Origin of the sequence: Pseudomonas sp. NPDC089530, from assembly GCF_050280705.1 — a bacterium.
Classification (GTDB): domain Bacteria; phylum Pseudomonadota; class Gammaproteobacteria; order Pseudomonadales; family Pseudomonadaceae; genus Aquipseudomonas.
In genome coordinates this window covers 1-19229 of the sequence record NZ_JBNNVU010000018.1, presented here as the reverse complement: position 1 = coordinate 19229, position 19229 = coordinate 1, and the positions used below count along the sequence as shown (strand labels likewise).

Below are 19229 nucleotides of genomic sequence, written 5' to 3'. Positions count from 1 at the left end.
TACAACTAATTGATAAACCAGCCAATACCGACTCCAAGCAACAGGACCAGAACAAGCTTGATTTGCTCACGACGGCTGCGACGGGCCTTGCGCTGCCGCTCCGGGGACGTCTCCACATGCAGGCCGAAACCGGTGTGCAGCACGGCGTCGCCTTCGAGGCTGACGGCCGACAGATTCAATTCAGCATAGCGCTTGGACAGGGCTTTCTCGCCGCCATGCCCGGCATAGGGCGCGCATAGCCGATATTGCTCCAGCCGGCGCAGCCCCGGGTTCAGGGAAAAACTCTGCCATTCGGGCTTGTCGGAGATCAGCGGATAGCAGGGCACGTCACCGATCAGTTCGCGCGCGCCCAAATGGATATACGGGCTGTGGATGCGCAAGTCATGGGCATAACTGCGCAACCAGACCTGCAGGATATCCGGGCGCTGCTCGAGGATCGTCTTCGAATCCTCGACAAAACCCGGACGGTAGAACTCCCAGTCGTCTTCGCAATGGAAGATATAAGGAGTCTTGACCTGCCCGTAGGCAAGATCGATCGATGCCAGTTGCCCGAGCTTCGGCCGATTGACGAAGAAGGTGCAGTGATCTTTCCAGTGGGCGGGCACTGCCGTACGCACCCGCTCGTCGCCGGAGTCCTCGGTAATGAAGACTTCACGGATCGGCGCCGTGTTGAAGCGATCGAAACTCTCCAGCGTGAGCTTGAGCAGGTCCAGACGACCGCAACTGGTGACCACCAGGGTGATGTCACTCTCTTGACTAAACTGCACTTGATTCTCATCCATGCAAAAGTGCGCCAACTATCAATGGCTGGACAACCGCTGTCAAACACCCAGCCTTGAACGCAGGCGCTCGATAAAACTCAGTGGTGCGCGAGGTCGCAACACTGGCTGAAGCTCTTCGACAATACGCTGGCCGATACGGGCGAAACTGAACTGGGAAACCGCCAGGTCGCGCCCATTGCGCGCAATGTTCTGCGCCAATGCCGGATCGGCGCGCAACAGGGCGAGCTTCTCCTGCAATTGTGGGATATCACGATAAAAGACCACGTTATGCATGTCCTGCAAGCCCAGCGCGCGATTTTCCGCCTCGCCCTGGTCGAATGCCAGCAATACGCAACCGCAGGCCATGGCTTCGAAGTTCTTGATCATGTACTCGCCCATACCGACGTCGGCACTGACGAAGAAGCGGATGCGGTTGAGCGTGGCGCAATACTCCTCGCCCGACTTGGTCCGCGTTACCACCAGCGGTTCGACCCGGCCCAGCTCATCGAGCAACGCCTTGCGACCGCTGTACGCCACGCTGTTGGTGCTGCCGACGAAGGCCAGCTCGATATCCCGCTCGCCCCCCTGATCCTGCAGCAGGGTCTGGTCGTAGCCCTTGGGCACGAAGACCGCGTCGAAACCTTCCTGGCGCAGGCGCTCGCTGACCATGAACCCAGAACTGATCACCCGCGCCCACGGCAGGCGGCGGTAATGCGCGCTGAACTTGCCGGTGTACTTGCAGGGGATGTAGTTCTGGTAGGCGTCGTGCTCGAGGATCACCAGGTTGGGAATGCTGCGGATGAAGCTCGCCTGGCGGATTTCCTGCTTGAAGCGCAGAAAGAACACGATGCGGTCATAACGCGACACATCCACCTCACGGCGGAAATAGCCGCGCAGGTTGCGCTGCTCGTCGCTGCTCAACCACCGCAGATCGCATTCGCAATGGGCGGCAACGCCTTCGTACAGGCGGTCCAGAATGGCCCGCTGTTCTTTCTGCACCAGAAATAGAACCTTCATCATCTTCCTTGCAGCCGTGAGCAACCCGTCAAAAGACCGAAACGACCCTGGCCGACAGGCGAAAGGGTGTCAGGCACTATCAATTTACAAACGCCAGAACAACTCGTGCCGGCGTACCGCCTTGCGGAAAAACTCGTTCTCGCCATAGGGCGAACCGGCGCGGCCGGCCAACACTCGCTGCAGGCCCCGGCGCAGGCGGCGCTTGAACGGCGCACGCGGCTGCAGGTCGTGCATCATGCCCAGGGCCATCGCCTTGTCGCGCTGCTGCTCGAGCGACAACGGCAGGCTGCAGGGCCTGAGAACCTGGGCCGCGTCGAACACCGGCGGCAGGGCGATGCCCGCCCCCGAATCGCCCATCGGCCAGCGGTCGTTGTCGTGCAGGTGGTTGGCATAACCGAGCAAGGTGGTCGGCTGCCACTCCAGCCCCTGCAAGGCCTCCATCACCGCCTGGCTGGCGCAGATATGGTCAGGGTGCGGGTCGAGCGTCGGGTGCGGCAATACGATCACCTCGGGACGCGCCTCGAGCAACAACGCCCGCAGGTCGGCCAGCAGATTGTTCCAGGTCGGCGCGCCATCGGCATCCGCCGGCAAGGGGAACGGATTGAACTGGCGGAACAGACGGATATCCGACAACTCGGCCTCACGGGATGCCACGGACCGGTTCGGTGCAGCCTGCATGGCCGGCAGTTGCAGGCAGAAATACCCCAGTTGCACACAACGCGCTTCGGCGACCCCGGCCCAACGTGGTACCGCAATGCTGTCCCAGGCCCGCAGGCGACCCTTGATCCGCGCAGCCTCCGCGGGGCTCATGCCCATCTGCCGGTAATGCTCGGCCTCGATCTCGCCCGCGGTCAGGGTGACGATCCAGGCCTCGTCGGCTTGGCTGTACAGGCCGAAAGCAGCCAGTTCGGCATCGTCGGCGTGGGGGGCGATCACCATCACCCGCTGGCGGCGATAGTCCGGCTCGCGGAACACCGACAACAGCGGCTCGCCCTGCACCCGGCAGAAACGCCCGCGCAATTGCAGCTCGCCGCTCGCCAGAGGCCGGGCCAGCCCGCTGAGGTTGAGATAACGCAGACCGTTCACACCACGCTCGAACGTCTGCCGATCCTGCCCCGCCAAAGCGATCGACGGGTCGAAAAAGCGCCCCAGCCAGGAGCCTTTGACCTGGACGGCCAGGATCAGGGTTTCGTCTCCCGCCAGGTCGATCGCCTGATCCAGCACCAGGCGCTGCTGGTCCAGGCGGACCTTGGGCTGCTCGGTGCCGAACGGGAAGCTGTACTGATAATCGTCGCGGGGCGAGTAAAACAGGTGGTCGGCAAACCAGGCTTCGTGGGCTACCCAGGCCAGCACCGCGAGCAGCAGCGGCAGCCACCAGGCCACCAGCACGCCGACGGCCACCAGCACCAGCAGGCCGATCAGCAAGCCAAGGCGCTTGCGCCGGCGATGACGCTTGAGCAGCTGTTGCTTGCGGCTCGGCGGCTGATTCATACCGTGAACACCGGAACGGGGTTGCACCAGCGATCCTTGTATTCGCGATCGGCGCGACCGAAGGAGAAACGCAACGGCTTGTCGATGGCCCGCGCCTGTTCCCAGGCACTTTGCGTATTGAGGAAACTCAACACGCTGCCGGGGCTGAACTCGCGGGTCTCGGGATCGACACCACCGTTGATGTATTCGACGCTGATCCACTCTGGCGCTTCGACCCGGTAGACCAGCTGAATGGCAATGGGTGCATCGTTGAGGAAAATCACCGAGCCGATCAGCAGCTCGCGCAACCGTTCGAGGACCTCGGCCATGCGCTCGGCACCCGTGGCCGCGAAGCCCCAGCGGCGCTGGAACAGATCGCAGTAGATGGTCGCCAGCTCCTGGCTGGAGAACTCGCTGACCGGGCGCACCACGCCGCCCGCCTCTTCCAGCAGACGCAGTTCACGGCGCTGGTTGTAGCGGAACTTCTTCGACAGTTCTTCAGGCGTACGGGCCATGGCCAATTGTTCGGCCTGGGGCTTGAGGGTGCTGAAACGCCCCTCGCTCAAGGCCGACAGATAACGCCCGCGATGACGCAGGGGGGCACGGGCTTCAGGCGCGGCCGGCAGGATCAGCTCGGCATTGCCCAGGTCGAACAGGCCTTTCTTGCCCCGGCGCTTGAGCACGTCCTTGGACAGGGCCAGATCGCGCCCCCAGGTCGGGATCGCCGCCTGCAGCTCGCCGGCCTGTTCCCAGGCCAGGTAACGCACCGGGATCCCCGCCAGGTCCGCCAGCCGCTCCACCACCAGAGGATGGGTGGCGACACTGCCGCCAAAACGCTGCCAGGCAGCAGCATAAGTCGAGGCGTCGACGACCGACCAGCCACGCTCGCGCCAGCCTTGGAATCGATTGAGCATCAGGGCCTCGCGGTCAGGTCGGTGACTTGCGGCAGACGCCAGAAGGCGTCGCGTACAGCACGGTCGGAGAAACGTTCGCGCAGGCGTTCGAACATCAGCTCGGCGCACAGCCGGCGCTGGTTCTCATCCATTCCGGCCAGGTGTTGCAGGCCCTGGGCCATATGCTCGGCATCGCCCAGCGGGAACAGGATACCGACCCCCTCGACCACTTCCTTGGCCCCGCCACAAGCGGTCGCCAACAGCGGCACGCCGGCAGCCATGGCCTCCAGCAGCACCATGCCGAACGGCTCGTGGTCGGAACTCAGGGCAAAGGCATCGAAGGCGCTGAAATAACGCCGGGCCTGCGCCACCTGGCCCAGGAACAGCACGCGGTCGGCAATGCCCAGCTCGCGGGAGAGATCCTTGAGCTTCTGCTCCAGGCGCCCGCTGCCCAGGATCGCCAGCTGGCTCTCCCGAGGCAGCCCCGGCAACGCGGCGGCAAAGCCGCGCAGCAGGGTGGCCTGGTCCTTGTCCGGGTGCAGACGCCCGACATTGCCAACGATCCAGGCGGAAGCCGAAAGCCCCAGTTCCTGGCGCGCTTCGGCCTTTGGCAGCTGGGTGGCCTGCAAGGCTTCGACGTCGATGCGGTTGTACAGCGTCTGGATCCGCGCCGCCGGCCATTGCGCCAGGCAACCGCGCATGTCGTCGCGCACCGCATCGGACACGCCGAGCAGGCTCAGGCGCTTGCGGAACAGGTTGGCGAACAGCCGCCGACTGCCGCGCTGGTAATCGCCAAAAGCATGGTGCACGCCGATCACCGGCAGCGAGGTGCCCAGCAGGGCGATGTAGATCGGCTTGAACCGGTGGGCGATGCAGAAGCTGAAGTTGCGCGACGCGGCGATCTTGCGCAAGTCGCGGATCGCCCCCAGCTTCAGGCCACGAATGGCCTTGGAGCTGTATTCCATGAACAGCACTTCGTCGCTGGCACAGGCCTGCGCCACCTCGGCATCGGCGGCCCCGGTGAGGAACACCGTGGTCACACGATAGCCGCTGCCGGCGAACAGGCTGGCGTATTGCCGGGCACAGTCCAGGAACGGCCCGTCATAGCCGTGGCAGAACTGCAGGACGCGGCGCTCAGCCGAGCGTGTCATAAGGGTCCACGCCGTCTTTGACTACCAGGATGTCTTCCATGATCAGGTACTGCAGGTCGGAGCCGAAGAACATGTTCAGGGCGTCGGTCGGCGAGCAGATCATCGGCTCGCCACGACGGTTGAGCGAAGTGTTCAGGGACACGCCGTTACCGGTCAGGACTTCCAGGGCCTTCATCATGTCGTAGTAGCGCGGGTTGTATTCGCGCTTGAGCACCTGGGCCCGGGACGTACCGTCCTCATGGACCACTTCCGGTACGCGGGTCTTCCACTCTTCCGCCACTTCGAAGGTGAAGGTCATGAACGGCGCCGGGTGATCGACCTTGATCATCTGCGGGCCGACGGTGTCGAGCATCGACGGGCAGAAAGGCCTCCAGCGCTCGCGGAACTTGATCTGCTCGTTGATGCGGTCGGCCACGCCGGTAGCGCTCGGGCAACCGATGATCGAGCGGCCGCCCAGGGCCCGCGGACCGAACTCCATGCGGCCCTGGAACCAGGCCACCGGGTTGCCGTCGACCATGATCTTGGCGATGCGCTCGGGCGTGTTGTCGATCTGGCGCCAGGCCGGCTTGTTCGGGTGCCGGGCACAGGCGGCGATCACGTCTTCGTTGCTGTAGGACGGGCCGAGATAGACGTGTTCCATCTTCTCCACCGGCACGCCACGAGCGTGGGAAACATAGGCCGCGGCACCGACCGCGGTCCCGGCGTCGCCGGACGCCGGCTGCACGAACAGCTCTTTGACCTCCGGACGGGCGATGATCTTCTGGTTCAGCTTGACGTTCAGCGCACAGCCGCCGGCGAAGGCCAGCTTGCCGGTTTCCTTGAGGATGTCGCCCAGGTAGTGGTCGATCATCTGCAGCGCCAGCTTCTCGAACAGCGCCTGCATGCTGGCCGCGTAGTGAATGTACGGCTCGTCGGCGATGTCGCCTTCGCGCTTCGGACCCAGCCACTCGATCAGCTTCGGCGAGAAGTAGAAACCCTTGCCCTTCTCTTTGTAACGACGCAGGCCGATGACGTTGGCGTAGTCGGTGTTGATCACCAGTTCGCCGTTCTCAAAGCTGGCCAGGCGGGAGAAATCGTATTTGCTGGCGTCGCCGTACGGCGCCATGCCCATGACCTTGAACTCGCCGTCGAGCATTTCGAAGCCGAGGAACTCGGTGATCGCGCCGTACAGGCCGCCCAGGGAGTCCGGGTCGTAGAATTCCTTGATCTTGTGGATCTTGCCGTTTTCGCCGTAGCCGAAGAAGGTCGTGGCGTATTCGCCCTTGCCGTCGATCCCCAGGATCGCGGTTTTCTCCTTGAAGCCGGAGCAGTGGTAGGCGCTGGAGGCGTGGGCCAGGTGGTGCTCGACCGGCTCGATCTTGATCTTCTTCGGGTCGAAGCCCAGTTGCTCCAGGCACCAGACGATCTTCTTGCGATAGCGCTTGTAGCGGCGGTTGCCCATCAGGATCGCGTCGAAGGCGCGGTCCGGGGCGTACCAGTAACGCTTGGCGTAGTGCCAGCGGGCTTTGCCGAACAGGCTGATCGGGGCGAACGGAATCGCTACCACGTCAACGTCGGAAGGCTTGATGCCGGCCTGTTCCAGACAGAACTTCGCCGATTCGTAGGGCATGCGGTTCTTTGCATGTTTATCGCGTACGAAACGCTCTTCTTCGGCAGCCGCCACCAGCTTGCCGTCGATATACAGCGCTGCGGAAGGATCATGGCTAAGGGCGCCGGACAGGCCAAGAATCGTCAATGCCACAGGGGTCTAGCCTCTATAAGTCTGCATGCAGGCGCCAGGCGCCTGGAATTAATGTGCTCCCCGCCAGGGGCGAGAAACAGCTAAAGGGCGGGATTATAGCGTAAACCTGCCGCGGGATGATCCCCCGGGATTTGTCGCCGATGCCGCAGGTAGCGAGCGCTTCGCGCTCGATCGCAGCCTGCGGCAGCGGCTACAGGTGTCAGTCCGTGGCAGGCTCGGCGGTTTTGGGCAGGCGCTGGTCGATCACCTGATACAAGGCGCTGTCTTGCGGCCAGTTGCGCATGAAGCGCGCGCGGTCGCGGGCGTAGGCCGGGGCGAAGCTGCCGAGGCTAGAGTGCTGGCACATCGAATCCAGGTCGATCAGCGCCCAGCGGTCCTGTTGCCAGAACAGGTTGTGCCCCTTGAAATCGCCATGGCTGATGCGTTCGCGGATCAGTTCGGCGAACAGCTGGTCCAGCGCTTTGAGCTCGACCTCCGGCGCCGCGCCGCTGTCGATATAGGGCGCGAAGCGCTCGATGATGTCCGGGCCGGCCAGGTATTCGGTCACCAGGTAAGCCCGGCTGCGCAACCAGAGAAAGCGCTTCTCCAGCAAGGCCAGCGGCTTGGGCGTGGCGATACCGAGGAAGGCCAGGCGATTGCCCTCCTGCCACGAGTGCCATGCCCGACTGGGGCGCCAGAAGCGCTTGAGCCAATGGGCAAAGCCCTTGATGTTGTAGCGCTTGACCACCAGGGTGCGGCCCGCCACCTCGACCCGGCCGACGCTGGCGGCGCCACCGGTCTTGTACAGGTGCCCCTGGTCGAGCAGCGCATCGGCCTGCTCCAGCACCGGCAGCATCGTCGCCTCTTCTTCACGGCGGATCGCGCGCAAGGCGAAGGGGCCGCGCAGCACGCTGAACAGGGTGCACTCGCGACCGACCTTGTTGAGAAAATCCTTCAGGCGCCAGCTGCGCACCTTGTCCACCTGCTTCTGCAGGGCTTCCAGCGGCAAGGCGTGTTCGGCATTGCTCAGCAGGTAGTGCACCAGCAACTCTTCGGTGAAAGGCTCCAGGCTCTTGGGCAACTGGGCGAAAAACACCCCGAGATTCTCCAGCACCTTCTGTCGGGACAGCGGCTTGCCCGCCTCCTCCACGCAGATCCCGGCACCATCGATCAAGTACAACTTGCCTGCGTGGCGCAACAGGTTGTCCAGGTGCAGGTCTTCCTGCCACAAGCCCTTGCTGTGCAATTCGGCGATGGCCGCCAGCGCCTCGGCGAGCACTGCCTGCTGCTCATCGGCCAGCACCGGCAGCGGTTCGACCTGCTTCCAGGCATCCCCCAGGCTCTCGGCGCCTTCCAGGAACTCGAACAGCAACCAGCCACCCTCGCCTTCCTTCAGGCCGTCGGCCAGCAACAGCGGCGTGGTCATGGATTGTGCTTCAAGCAGGCGCACGCCTTGCAGCTCGCGCTGGAAATGCCGCGCCGCCTTGGCGCCCACCAGCAACTTGGCCAGCACCGGGCGCCCGCGCCAGACACCGGCGCCAACATAACGCTGCCCCGGCAGCACCCGCAACAGACTGAGCAATTGCAGAGTGGCCGGGCCAGCCGCGTCGGCCAGCTCCAGGCTCAGTGGCAGGCTCGGCGTGCGGCCGGCCCGTTCGAGTTCGGACAAGCGCATCAGCGGGACTCCTTGTGGCTGCGGCGTGTGCTCAGACGACCCAGCCAGGCATCGACCAGCGAACTGTCCTGCGGCTGGTCCAAATAGGTCGCGAGCAAGGCCCGCACGTCGCCCTCTTCCCAGATCGGCGCACGACGCAGCAACGGCTCCAGGTCCTTGACCCGGTCACGCTGACCGAACAGCAGCGGCCGGGTCTTTTCCAGGTCGATCAACTGCGCCTGGTAACCGTCGCCGGTGGCCCGCAGGAAAATATGCTTGGGATAAAAACAGCCGTGCACCTGACGCACCCCGTGCAGATGGCGCGCCAGCTGGCCACAGGCCCGCAGGATCGCCGCGTGCTGCTCGGGGCTGAGCTGCTCCCACTGCAGCAGCAGCGAATCCAGGTCGTTCCAGCCGTCCAGCGCCCGGGTCAGCAGGATCGCCCGGGTTTCGCCGGCCACCTTGCGCTCGCCGAAGAAGGCCGCCTGCAGCGCCGGGATGCCCAGCTGCTGGTAGCGGCTGATATTGCGGAATTCGCGGGCGAAGGTCGGCTCGCCAAAAGGCCGGTGCAGGGTGCGTGTCAGGTAATTGCTCTGCCGCTTGAGGTAGTAGCCGTGGCCTTCCAGGTCGAGGCGGTACACGCTGCTCCAGCCACCGCCATCGGTGTTGGGCTCGTCCACTGCGTCGAGCTGCTTGGCCCACAAGGCGTCGAAGCTGTCGAGGCCATGGCGCTCCAGCAGCGCACGGTCCTGTGCTGCCAGGAAATCGGTCATTCGCGTCCCTCGAAAAATCTCACCACATGCCGAATGCGCTGCTTGTCCGCGGCATTCAAGCGGTTGCGCTGGCGGTACTGCAGATAGAAGCGCAGGCGCTGGGTGGCCGACAGATGATACTTGGCCACCTTGTCCAGGCACGCCAGGTCCTTGGTGATCCGGTACTTGAGCCAGAAACCGCGCCAGAAATCGCCATTGGGGCAATCGATCAGGTACAGCCGGGTCTCGTCATCGATCAGCAGGTTGCGCCACTTCAGGTCGTTATGGGTGAAGCGGTGGTCATGCATGATCCGCGTACAGCGCGCCAGTTGCTCGCTGACCCGGCCCACCCAGGCCCGGTCGGCCAGCAGCGGATCGTTGCGCTCGGCCAGGACCGACAGGTCTTCGGTGCAGGGCAGCTCACGAGTGATCATCGCCCCACGGGCATAAGCCAGGCCACGGCGCTCCAGCCCCCAGGCCACCACCTCCGCCGTGGGAATGCCCCACTTGGCGAAACGCTTGAGGTTCTGCCACTCGGACTTGACCCGCGGCTTGCCCAGGTAGCGCCGCAGGTTCTTGCCAGCGCCGGTGTAGCGCTTGACGTAATAGTTGATGCCGTTGCGTTCGACGCGGATGACCTCCGACAGCGGGTCGCGGGTCAGGTGCTCGCCCTTGAGGGCAAAGACCGCATCCAGACTGCCGAAATCCTGTGCCAGCTCCCGATATCCAGGCTCAAGGTTCCAACCCGCCATCAGAGCGCATCTCCGTATCGCTGCTTGCGGGCGTACAGCTTGTTGGCCTTGCCCTCCAGCCAGGCCAGCAGCTTCGCTTCCTCACTGAGGATCCGCCGCAGCGGCTGCTGGAAATAGCCTTTGAGGAAGCGCAGTTTGTCACGCCGGGTCAGGCCGATATCCAGAGCGGAGAAATACAGCGCCGCCAGGTCCTTGTCGCGCCAGCGCCGGGTGATGGCCGGACGGGTCTGGGCGCGGTGCAGGTCGATCACCGAGAGCTTGAAGTCATCGGCGGTCACCGGCTTGTCGGTGTGCAGCAGGAAGTGGCAGATGTAGCAGTCACGGTGGTTGACCCCGGCGCGATGCATAGTGCCGGTCATCCGCGCCACTTCGGCGATCAGGGCGCGCTTGAGCCGGGGCTGTGGCGGCTGCTTGACCCAGTCGATGCTGAAATCTTCGAGGCTGACGGTCGGCGCCAGCTCTTCGGTGACGATGAACGAATGCTGGTTGGCCGGGTTGCTGCCGCGCTCGCCATAGGCCACGGCGGTCATGGTCGGCACGCCGGCTTGCTGCAGACGCTGGATAGCCTGCCACTCCTGGCCCGCGCCGAGCACCGGCAGCTTGGCGGTGAGCAGGTTCTTGAAGATCTCGCCCCAACCGATACCACGGTGAATCTTTACAAAGAACCCATCGCCGGCCACCTCCGTACGCAAGGTACGGCGTGCTTCCAGCTCACGGTAGACCTGGCCGTCCAGACGCTCGACTTCGGCGAACGCATCGCGTCCGGCCCAAAGGGTCTTGAACGGTTCGGCAAGGATCAGCTTCATCAGTGTTGCTCCGCCAGAATCACATCCGCAGCGTGCTGCGGCATGCTATAGAGGTCGGCCGTCTCGGCGAACGCCAGGCCGTTACGGCTCCAGGTCGCGCGTGCAGCGTCGTCGGTCAACATGGTGTGCAGGTATTGATTGAGCTGTCCTTGCTCCAATGGCTCGTCCAGTACCAGGCCGCTGTCGGCCTCGGCGATGTAATGGGCATAACCGCAGACCGCGCTGACCAGCACCGGCAGCCCCGCCACCAGCGCCTCCAGCAGCACGGTGCCGGTGTTTTCGTTGTATGCCGGGTGAATCAGCAGGTCGGCGCCCAGCAGGAAACGCGGGATATCGCTGCGTCCCTTGAGGAACTGCACGTTCTCCCCAAGCCCCAGCGCCGCGCTCTGCAGTTGGAATACTTTGGGGTCGTCCTGGCCAATTACAAACAGCCGGGTGCGTTTGCGCAGTTCCGCCGGCAGCGCGGCCACGGCCTTGAGGCTGCGGTCCACACCCTTGGTCTTGAACCCGGAACCGATCTGCACCAGCAGCAGTTCGTCATCCTTCAGGGCGAACTCGCGACGGAAATCGGCACGGATCTCGGCCGCGTTGGCCGGTGCGCGACGGTCCTGGGCGATGCCTGGCGGCAGCAGATGGAAGCGCTCCAGCGGGGTGTCGTAATGCTTGATGAACAGCGGCTGCTGGACCTCGGAAATCATCAGCACCTGGGTCTTCGCCTCCCGGGCGAACACCGCCCGCTCATACTCGGCGAAGTGGCGGTAGCGGCCCCAGCGGCGGTACAGCGAGTGACGCAGGTTCTGCGCCTTGTCTTCGAAGCAGCCGTCGGCGGCGTAGTACACGTCCAGCCCGGGCATCTTGTTGAAACCGATCAGGCGGTCCACCGGACGCTTGGCCAGGTCGGCCTCCATCCAGGCGCTGAGTTTCTCGTTGCGGTGGTGGTTGAAGAACGCCTTGACCGGCGCCACCAGCACCTCGAAGCCCGGCGGCACCTCGCCTTCCCAGATCAGGGTGTAGACGCGGATCCGGTGCCCGCGCTGCTGGCACTCCAGGGCGATACGCATGAAGTCCCGCTGCAGGCCGCCGAACGGGAAGTACTTGTAAAGGACAAAAGCCAATTGCATCAGCGCCGCTCCTCAGCCAATAACAACGTGCTCAGTCGGCTTATGACACGCTCGGGATTCAGACGCGTGAAGCACAACGGCCACTCGCGTTTCAGGTCGAACCGCCGCTGGTCTTCGGCGGTCGGTTGATAGGTGCATTTTTTCTGCAGGCACGGCGCACAGGGGAAGTCGCTGCCCAGGTGGATCTGGGACTTGCCGTAGGCACCGGTCAGGCCCGGGTTGGTCGGGCCGAACAGGGAAATGGTCGGCACATCCAGCGCGGCGGCGAGATGGCCGAGCCCGGTGTCCACCGCGACGCAGGCCTGAGCTTGCGCCAGCACCTTGGCCACACCCGCCAGGTTCAACTTCGGCAGCACCGCGGCATTGGCCAGGCCCTTGGCGATACGTTCGGCCCGGGCCTTCTCCGCCGGGTTGCCCCACGGCAACCGGACCTCGACGCCCAATTGCCCCATGCGCTCGGCCAGTTCGCGCCAGTAGGCTTCCGGCCAGTGCTTGGTGTCCCAGGTGGTCCCGTGCAGGAACACCACGAAAGGCTTGGGCCGCGGTAACTCCACCAATTTCTCGACGTTCAGGCCGTAATCGCCCAGCCCCGAAGGCAAGTCGTAACCCAGCGCCAGGGCAAACAGCTGGCGCACACGCTCCACTGCGTGCTGGCCACGGGCGACAGCCAGACGCCGCGAATAGAAGCTCGCCGCCATGGGCTCGCGCGCCGACTGCTTGTCCAGGCCCGCCACCGGTGCCTTGACGTAACGCGTCAGCCAGGCGCTTTTCAGCAGCCCCTGGGCATCGATCACCAGGTCGTATTGGGTAGCGCGCACGCTCTGTTTGAAGCGCCGCCACTCGCCACTCTTGATGGTCTGCCAGATGTTCTTGCGCCAGCGCCGGATCGCGACCGGAATCACTTTATCGACGGCCGGGTGCCAGGTCGGGATCTCGGCGAAACCCTCTTCCACCACCCAGTCGAACTTGATCCCGGGGATCGCCCGCGCCGCATCGGTCAGCGCCGGCAGCGCGTGGATCACGTCACCCAGGGAGGAGGTCTTGATCAACAGTACCCGCACTTACCGAACCTCGACCGCGGTGACCTGCAACCGCTGCAAGGCCTGCTCCACCGACTCGGGCGGCAGTTGACGCAGGCAGTTGTAATGGCCGAAGCGGCAGGTACGGTCGAAGCACGGGCTGCACTCGAGACCTAAGCGCACCACTTCGACCTGGTCGGCCAGCGGCGGCGTGAAGCCTGGCGACGTCGAGCCGTACACCGCAACCAGCGACCGATTCAGCGCCGCCGCCACGTGCATCAGCCCGGAATCGTTGGACACCACCACATCGGCGCAGGACAGCAGGTCGATGGCCTCGGCCAGGGAGGTGCCGCCGCAGAGGTTGACCGACTCCTCGCGCAGCCCCGGAATCAAACGGGCGCGAATGTCTTCGCCGACCACATGATCGTTCTTCGAGCCAAACAGCCAGACTTGCCAGCCCTCGCGGATCTTCAGCTCGGCGACCCTGGCGTAATGCTCGGATGGCCAACGCTTGGCCTCGCCGAACTCAGCCCCGGGGCACAGCGCCAGCACCGGGCGATCCAGGACCAGGCCGAACTTGGCCAGCGCCGCTTCGCGACTGACCGGGTCGATCTGCAGGTCCGGACGCGGATAGGCCTCGGGCAGTTGGGCGCCCGGCTCGTAGGCCAGGGCCATGAAACGCTCGATCATCAACGGGTAGCGCTCTTTGTCGAGCGTGCGCACGTCGTTGAGCAGGCCGTAGCGCAGCTCGCCGCGCCAGCCGGTACGTTTCGGGATACCGGCAAAGAACGGCACCAGCGCCGATTTCAGCGAGTTGGGCAGCAGGATGGCCTGGTCGTACTGACCGGCCAGGGACTTGCCGATGCGGCGGCGGGTCGCCAGTTCCAGTACGCCGTGGCCGAGCGGAAAGCTCAAGGCCCGCCGCACTTGCGGCATGCGCTCCAGGATCGGCCGGCTCCACTCGGGAGCCAGCACGTCGATCTCGCATTGAGGATGGCGCTGTTTCAGGCACTGGAAGAGTGTCTGCGCCATCACCATGTCACCGACCCAACTGGGCCCAACGATCAGAATATTCATGTGGTTTCCAAAAACGAACCGGGGAGGCTTACGCCTCCCCGCCTCAAGAATCCAGCCCTGCGGTATTCACCGCCTGCTCTTTGTGGGCGAACCGCGCACGGCTCGCCAGGTACATTTGCGGCAACATTGCCTAACTTAGCCCCAGCTCGCGCCAGATCCGCAATACCTCTCGTCGCTCGCTGGCGAACTGATCGCCGGTGATGACCCCGGCCTCGTTCTGCAAGGCCTGGCGGTGCGCGGCGGAGCGGTAGGCCTTGTAGACCTCGCGCAGCAGACTGGCGTCGGTGGCGGGCATCAGCCCGACTTCCTCCAGACCTTCCAGAATGCGGATATTGTCGGTGTAGCGCAGCAATGACGGGTGCTCCTGCGACCACGCCAGGGCCGCGTATTGCACCATAAATTCGATGTCGACGATACCTCCGGCGTCCTGCTTGAGGTCGAACGGCGCCGTGGCCTCGAAGGCATTTGCCGCGGTTCCGGCGGCTGTCGCCTTGGTCCCCAGGTTGTCACGCATCTTGGCCCGCATCTCGCTGACCTCCTGCCGCAGCTTGGGCAGGTCGCGGGCACGCCCCAGCACCGTCGCCCGGACTTGCTCGAAGGCCTGCCCCACATCCTGGCTGCCCACCAGCACCCGTGCGCGCACCAGCGCCTGGTGCTCCCAGGTCCAGGCTTCGTGCTCCTGGTAACGGGCAAAGGCCCCCAGGGAGCTCACCAGCAACCCCGACGCCCCGGACGGCCGCAGGCGCATGTCCACTTCATACAGCTGGCCGGAGTTGGTCTGGGTGGTCAGCAGGTGAATGATCCGCTGCCCCAGGCGGGTGAAGAACTGCGCACCGTCGATCGGTTTCGGGCCATCGGTTTCCGCCTGCGGATCGCCGTCATGGATGAACACCAGGTCCAGGTCGGAACCATGCCCGAACTCCAGGCCGCCGACTTTCCCATAACCGACAATGATGAAACCCGGATCGCACAAGGTGCCGTCGTTGCGCTGCGGCGCGCCGTATTTCGCCACGGTCTGGCGCCAGGCCAGGGCCAGGACCTGCTCGAGGATCGCCTCGGCCAGCCAGGTCAGGTAGTCGCTGACCTTCATCAATGGCAGGCTGCCGGCGATTTCCGAAGCGGCCACCCGCAAGCGGTGCGCCAGCTTGAAGTGACGCAGCGCCTCCATCTGCTGCTCCAGATCGTCCTCGGGGATGCGCGTCAGGCGCTCGCGCAGCTCGGCGGCCAGCTCCGGCGCCAGCGGCGGCTTGAACAGCCGGCCCTCGTTGAGCAATTCGTCGAGCAACAGCGGAAAACGGGTGATCTGTTCGGCGATCCACGGGCTGGCGGCACACAGGGTCAACAGGCGGCGCAAGGCCCCGGGATTCTCGGTGAGCAGCACCAGATAGGCCGAGCGTCGCGCCACCGCCTCCACCAGCGGCAGCACACGCTCGAGCACCAGGTCCGGGTTGGCGTGTTCCACCGTCTGGGCCAGCAGGCGCGGAATAAAGGCATCGAGGCGCTCGCGCCCCAGACGTTGCATGGCACGCAACTGCGGGCTGCTACGCAGGCCGGCCAGCGTCCTGAGTGCCTTGGGCGCGTCATTGAAGCCGGCCTCCTGCAACTGCCGGCAAGCCGCTTCCTCGTCCTGGGCCTCTTCCCACAGCGGCAGCCATTCGCCGCCGACCACCGCTTCGCACTCGTGGCCTTCGTCCTCGTCCGGGTCGGCGATCACCTGGCGGAAGTGCCATTCCACCCGGCCGCGCCAATACATCAGCCGTTCATGGAACGCCGCCCAATCGGCGAAACCGAGCATGAAGGCGATACGCGCCTGGTCCTGTGGGTTGTCGGGCAGCATCTGCGTCTGCCGGTCGGCGATCGCCTGGATCGCATGCTCGGTGTAACGCAGGAATTCGTAGCCTTCGCGCAGCTCGGCGATCACCGCCGGCGGCAGATAACCCTGCCCTTCCAGGGTGGTCAGCACCTTTAATAAAGGACGCTGCTGCAGGCTCAGGTCGCGCCCGCCGTGGATCAGCTGGAAAGCCTGGGCGATGAACTCGACTTCGCGGATCCCGCCGGAACCCAGCTTGATATTGTCGGCCATGCCCTTGCGTCGCACTTCCTGCTGGATCAGCTGCTTCATGGTGCGCAGCGCTTCGATCGCCGAGAAGTCCAGGTAACGCCGGTAGACAAAAGGCCGCAGCATGTCGAGCAACTGCGCGCCGCTGACCTGATCCCCGGCCACCACCCGCGCCTTGATCATCGCGTACCGTTCCCAGTCGCGGCCCTGATCCTGATAGTACTGCTCCAGCGCATTGAAGCTGAGCACCAGGGCGCCCGCCGAGCCGTAGGGCCGCAGGCGCATGTCGACGCGGAACACGAAACCGTCGACGGTCATCGGGTCCAGGGCCTTGATCAGGCGCTGCCCCAAGCGAATGAAGAACTCCTGGTTATCCAGCGCCCGCTTCACGCCCACCGTCTCCCCGCCCTCGGGGTAGGCGAAGATCAGGTCGATGTCGGACGACAGGTTGAGTTCGATGGCCCCCAGCTTGCCCATGCCGAGGATGACCATGGGTTGCGGCTCGCCGCTGCGCCGCCCGGTGGGGACGCCGAACTGCTCGCAGTGGCGCTGGTACAACCATTGGTAAGCCTGGTCGATGCAGGCGTCGGCCAGGTCCGACAGGTCGCGACAGGTCTGCATCAGGTCCGCCTGGCGCGTCAGGTCGCGCCAGATGATCCGCACCTGATGACGATTGCGCTGGCGGCGCAGCACTCGGGCCAGTTCGTCGTCGCTGGCGGCCTGCTGCACGGCCGCGGCGATCTGCGCGCATAGCTCGCCCGGCCCGAAGCCGCGGTCGAGTTCGCCGCCGCGCACTAGCGCCAGCAACATCAAAGGGTCACGCAGGCTCTGTTCAATGAAAAAGTCGCTGGCGGCACTCACCCGGGCAAATTCGGCCCAGCGCTCGGCGGTCCAGGCAGCGAGCCCGTGATCGTCCTCGAGAGCCGCCACGGCGCTACGGAACGACTGCTCCGCACGACTGACAAAAGGCAGGAGAATCGCTGGGACTTCGACAAGCGCGGGCAGGCTCATGGGCTATCCTTGATCGGCGTGGAAAGGGGTGGCCAGGGCAAATACTGCGGGCGCAGCCCCTGAAGGACTGTCGAACAAAAGTTAGAAATAGCTGAAGTTTTTATTATTTTGGCAGCCAGCATCAATTTCTTACCCATTGGCGTTGTAAATCGACCAACAGTAACGATTATTCTCACAACACAGCAGGAGGCCACAAGCCAATCTTCTGTAGTTTTACTACTCGTCTATACATTCGAAAAGCTGAAATGGCCGATGATTTGTAGTAAAACTACACGTCGCCGTATCAACCTCCGGCAATCCAAGAATTTTATCGTCTGCCCACAAGGCCAGTCGCAAACTCAGGCAACCGATTCTGGAAGCCTTTCCGCCCTGGAGCAAGCCATGCAAGACCTCGATCCCGTCGAAACCCAGGAATGGCTGGACGCCCTGGAATCGGTTCTCGACAAAGAAGGCGAAGACCGTGCTCACTATCTGATGACCCGTATGGGCGAACTCGCGACCCGCAGCGGCTCGCAACTGCCCTACGCCATCACCACGCCATACCGCAACACGATTCCCGTCACCCACGAAGCACGCATGCCTGGCGACCTGTTCATGGAACGCCGCATTCGCTCGCTGGTGCGCTGGAACGCGATGGCCATGGTAATGCGCACGAACCTGAAAGATTCTGACCTGGGCGGTCACATCTCCAGCTTCGCCTCCAGTGCGACCCTGTATGACATCGGCTTCAACTACTTCTTCCAGGCGCCAACCGACGAACACGGCGGCGACCTGATCTACTTCCAGGGTCACACCTCGCCAGGCGTCTACGCCCGTGCGTTCATGGAAGGCCGCATCACCGAAGAGCAGATGAACAACTTCCGCCAGGAAGTGGACGGCAACGGCCTGTCCTCCTATCCGCACCCATGGCTGATGCCTGACTTCTGGCAGTTCCCGACCGTATCCATGGGTCTGGGCCCGATCCAGGCGATCTACCAGGCGCGCTTCATGAAGTACCTGGAAGCCCGTGGCTTCATCCAGCCAGGCAAACAGAAAGTCTGGTGCTTCCTGGGCGACGGCGAGTGCGACGAGCCGGAATCCCTGGGCGCGATCTCCCTGGCCGGCCGCGAGAAGCTGGACAACCTGATCTTCGTCATCAACTGCAACCTGCAGCGCCTCGACGGCCCGGTTCGCGGCAACGGCAAGATCATCCAGGAACTCGAAGGCGTGTTCCGCGGTGCACAGTGGAACGTCACCAAAGTCATCTGGGGCCGTTTCTGGGACCCACTGCTGGCCAAGGACACCCACGGCATCCTGCAACGCCGCATGGACGAAGTCATCGACGGCGAGTACCAGAACTACAAGGCCAAAGACGGCGCATTCGTGCGTGAGCACTTCTTCAACACGCCTGAACTCAAGGCGATGGTCGAAGACCTGTCCGACGACGAAATCTGGAAACTCAACCGTGGCGGCCACGACCCGTACAAGGTCTACGCGGCCTACCACCAGGCGGTCAACCACAAGGAACAACCGACCGTCATCCTGGCCAAGACCATCAAGGGTTATGGCACCGGCGCCGGCGAAGCGAAGAACACCGCGCACAACACCAAGAAAGTCGATGTCGACAGCCTGAAGTTGTTCCGCGACCGCTTCGACATCCCGGTCAAGGACGACGAGCTGGAAAGCCTGCCGTTCTTCAAGCCTGAGCCGAACAGCGCCGAAGCGCGCTACCTGAGCGAGCGTCGCACCGCACTGGGCGGCTTCGTACCTCAGCGCCGCGCCCAGAGCTTCAGCGTCCCGACTCCGTCACTGGATACCCTCAAGGCGATCCTGGACGGTTCCGGCGATCGTGAAATCTCCACCACCATGGCCTTCGTGCGGATCCTCGCGCAGTTGGTCAAGGACAAGGAAATCGGCCCGCGCATCGTGCCACCCCAGCCCGGCGCGGCGCACGTTGGTCTTCATCAGGCTGAGCATCTTGCTCACC

The 19229-nt window shown here is 64.1% G+C and carries 14 protein-coding genes and 1 pseudogene; 1 reads left to right on the top strand and 14 read right to left on the bottom strand.

The window, feature by feature from the left end:
* Nucleotides 1–5 precede the first annotated feature (5 nt).
* From ACQKQA_RS09875 to glnE, 14 genes are all read right to left on the bottom strand, one after another.
* Nucleotides 6–767: a glycosyltransferase family 2 protein gene (locus ACQKQA_RS09875; RefSeq protein ID WP_427556153.1), complete on the bottom strand. Its 762-nt coding sequence runs from the start codon at nt 765–767 to the stop codon at nt 6–8.
* Nucleotides 768–821: 54 nt separating this feature from the next.
* Nucleotides 822–1778, bottom strand: coding sequence for a glycosyltransferase family protein (locus ACQKQA_RS09870; RefSeq protein ID WP_427556150.1), 957 nt, complete (start codon nt 1776–1778; stop codon nt 822–824).
* An 84-nt stretch (nt 1779–1862) separates the two neighbouring features.
* Complete coding sequence (locus ACQKQA_RS09865) at nt 1863–3269, bottom strand: PIG-L deacetylase family protein (protein WP_427556148.1); 1407 nt, start codon at nt 3267–3269, stop codon at nt 1863–1865.
* Nucleotides 3266–4162, bottom strand: a complete 897-nt coding sequence (locus ACQKQA_RS09860) for an antimicrobial resistance protein Mig-14 (protein WP_427556145.1) — start codon at nt 4160–4162, stop codon at nt 3266–3268. The genes ACQKQA_RS09865 and ACQKQA_RS09860 overlap by 4 nt, the downstream gene beginning before the upstream one ends.
* Nucleotides 4162–5292 (bottom strand): glycosyltransferase, encoded by a 1131-nt coding sequence (locus ACQKQA_RS09855; RefSeq protein ID WP_427556142.1) that lies wholly within the window; start codon nt 5290–5292, stop codon nt 4162–4164. Before ACQKQA_RS09855 ends, ACQKQA_RS09860 begins: the two co-directional genes overlap by 1 nt.
* A complete protein-coding gene (locus ACQKQA_RS09850; RefSeq protein WP_044460831.1) occupies nt 5276–7033 on the bottom strand; it encodes a carbamoyltransferase family protein in 1758 nt (585 codons plus the stop codon). The genes ACQKQA_RS09855 and ACQKQA_RS09850 overlap by 17 nt, the downstream gene beginning before the upstream one ends.
* Before the next feature lie 199 nt (nt 7034–7232).
* Complete coding sequence (locus tag ACQKQA_RS09845) at nt 7233–8687, bottom strand: lipopolysaccharide kinase InaA family protein (protein ID WP_427556138.1); 1455 nt, start codon at nt 8685–8687, stop codon at nt 7233–7235.
* Nucleotides 8687–9439 (bottom strand): lipopolysaccharide kinase InaA family protein, encoded by a 753-nt coding sequence (locus ACQKQA_RS09840; RefSeq protein WP_427556135.1) that lies wholly within the window; start codon nt 9437–9439, stop codon nt 8687–8689. The genes ACQKQA_RS09845 and ACQKQA_RS09840 overlap by 1 nt, the downstream gene beginning before the upstream one ends.
* Nucleotides 9436–10170, bottom strand: coding sequence for a lipopolysaccharide kinase InaA family protein (locus ACQKQA_RS09835; protein ID WP_427556134.1), 735 nt, complete (start codon nt 10168–10170; stop codon nt 9436–9438). Before ACQKQA_RS09835 ends, ACQKQA_RS09840 begins: the two co-directional genes overlap by 4 nt.
* Complete coding sequence (rfaP, locus tag ACQKQA_RS09830; protein ID WP_427556131.1) at nt 10170–10976, bottom strand: lipopolysaccharide core heptose(I) kinase RfaP; 807 nt, start codon at nt 10974–10976, stop codon at nt 10170–10172. Before rfaP ends, ACQKQA_RS09835 begins: the two co-directional genes overlap by 1 nt.
* Nucleotides 10976–12097, bottom strand: coding sequence for a glycosyltransferase family 4 protein (locus tag ACQKQA_RS09825; RefSeq protein WP_427556129.1), 1122 nt, complete (start codon nt 12095–12097; stop codon nt 10976–10978). Before ACQKQA_RS09825 ends, rfaP begins: the two co-directional genes overlap by 1 nt.
* Nucleotides 12097–13158 carry a lipopolysaccharide heptosyltransferase I gene (waaC, locus tag ACQKQA_RS09820; RefSeq protein WP_427556126.1) on the bottom strand — a complete coding sequence of 354 codons (1062 nt, stop codon included), beginning with the start codon at nt 13156–13158 and terminating at the stop codon, nt 12097–12099. The genes ACQKQA_RS09825 and waaC overlap by 1 nt, the downstream gene beginning before the upstream one ends.
* Nucleotides 13159–14193 carry a lipopolysaccharide heptosyltransferase II gene (gene waaF / locus ACQKQA_RS09815; RefSeq protein WP_427556123.1) on the bottom strand — a complete coding sequence of 345 codons (1035 nt, stop codon included), beginning with the start codon at nt 14191–14193 and terminating at the stop codon, nt 13159–13161.
* 130 nt (nt 14194–14323) lie between these two features.
* Nucleotides 14324–17263: a bifunctional [glutamate--ammonia ligase]-adenylyl-L-tyrosine phosphorylase/[glutamate--ammonia-ligase] adenylyltransferase gene (gene glnE / locus ACQKQA_RS09810; protein WP_427556121.1), complete on the bottom strand. Its 2940-nt coding sequence runs from the start codon at nt 17261–17263 to the stop codon at nt 14324–14326.
* Between the two features lie 381 nt (nt 17264–17644).
* On the opposite strand from glnE, the pseudogene aceE reads away from it, so the two are divergent.
* Nucleotides 17645–19229, top strand: a pseudogene (aceE, locus tag ACQKQA_RS09805) (pyruvate dehydrogenase (acetyl-transferring), homodimeric type); the annotation flags it as partial.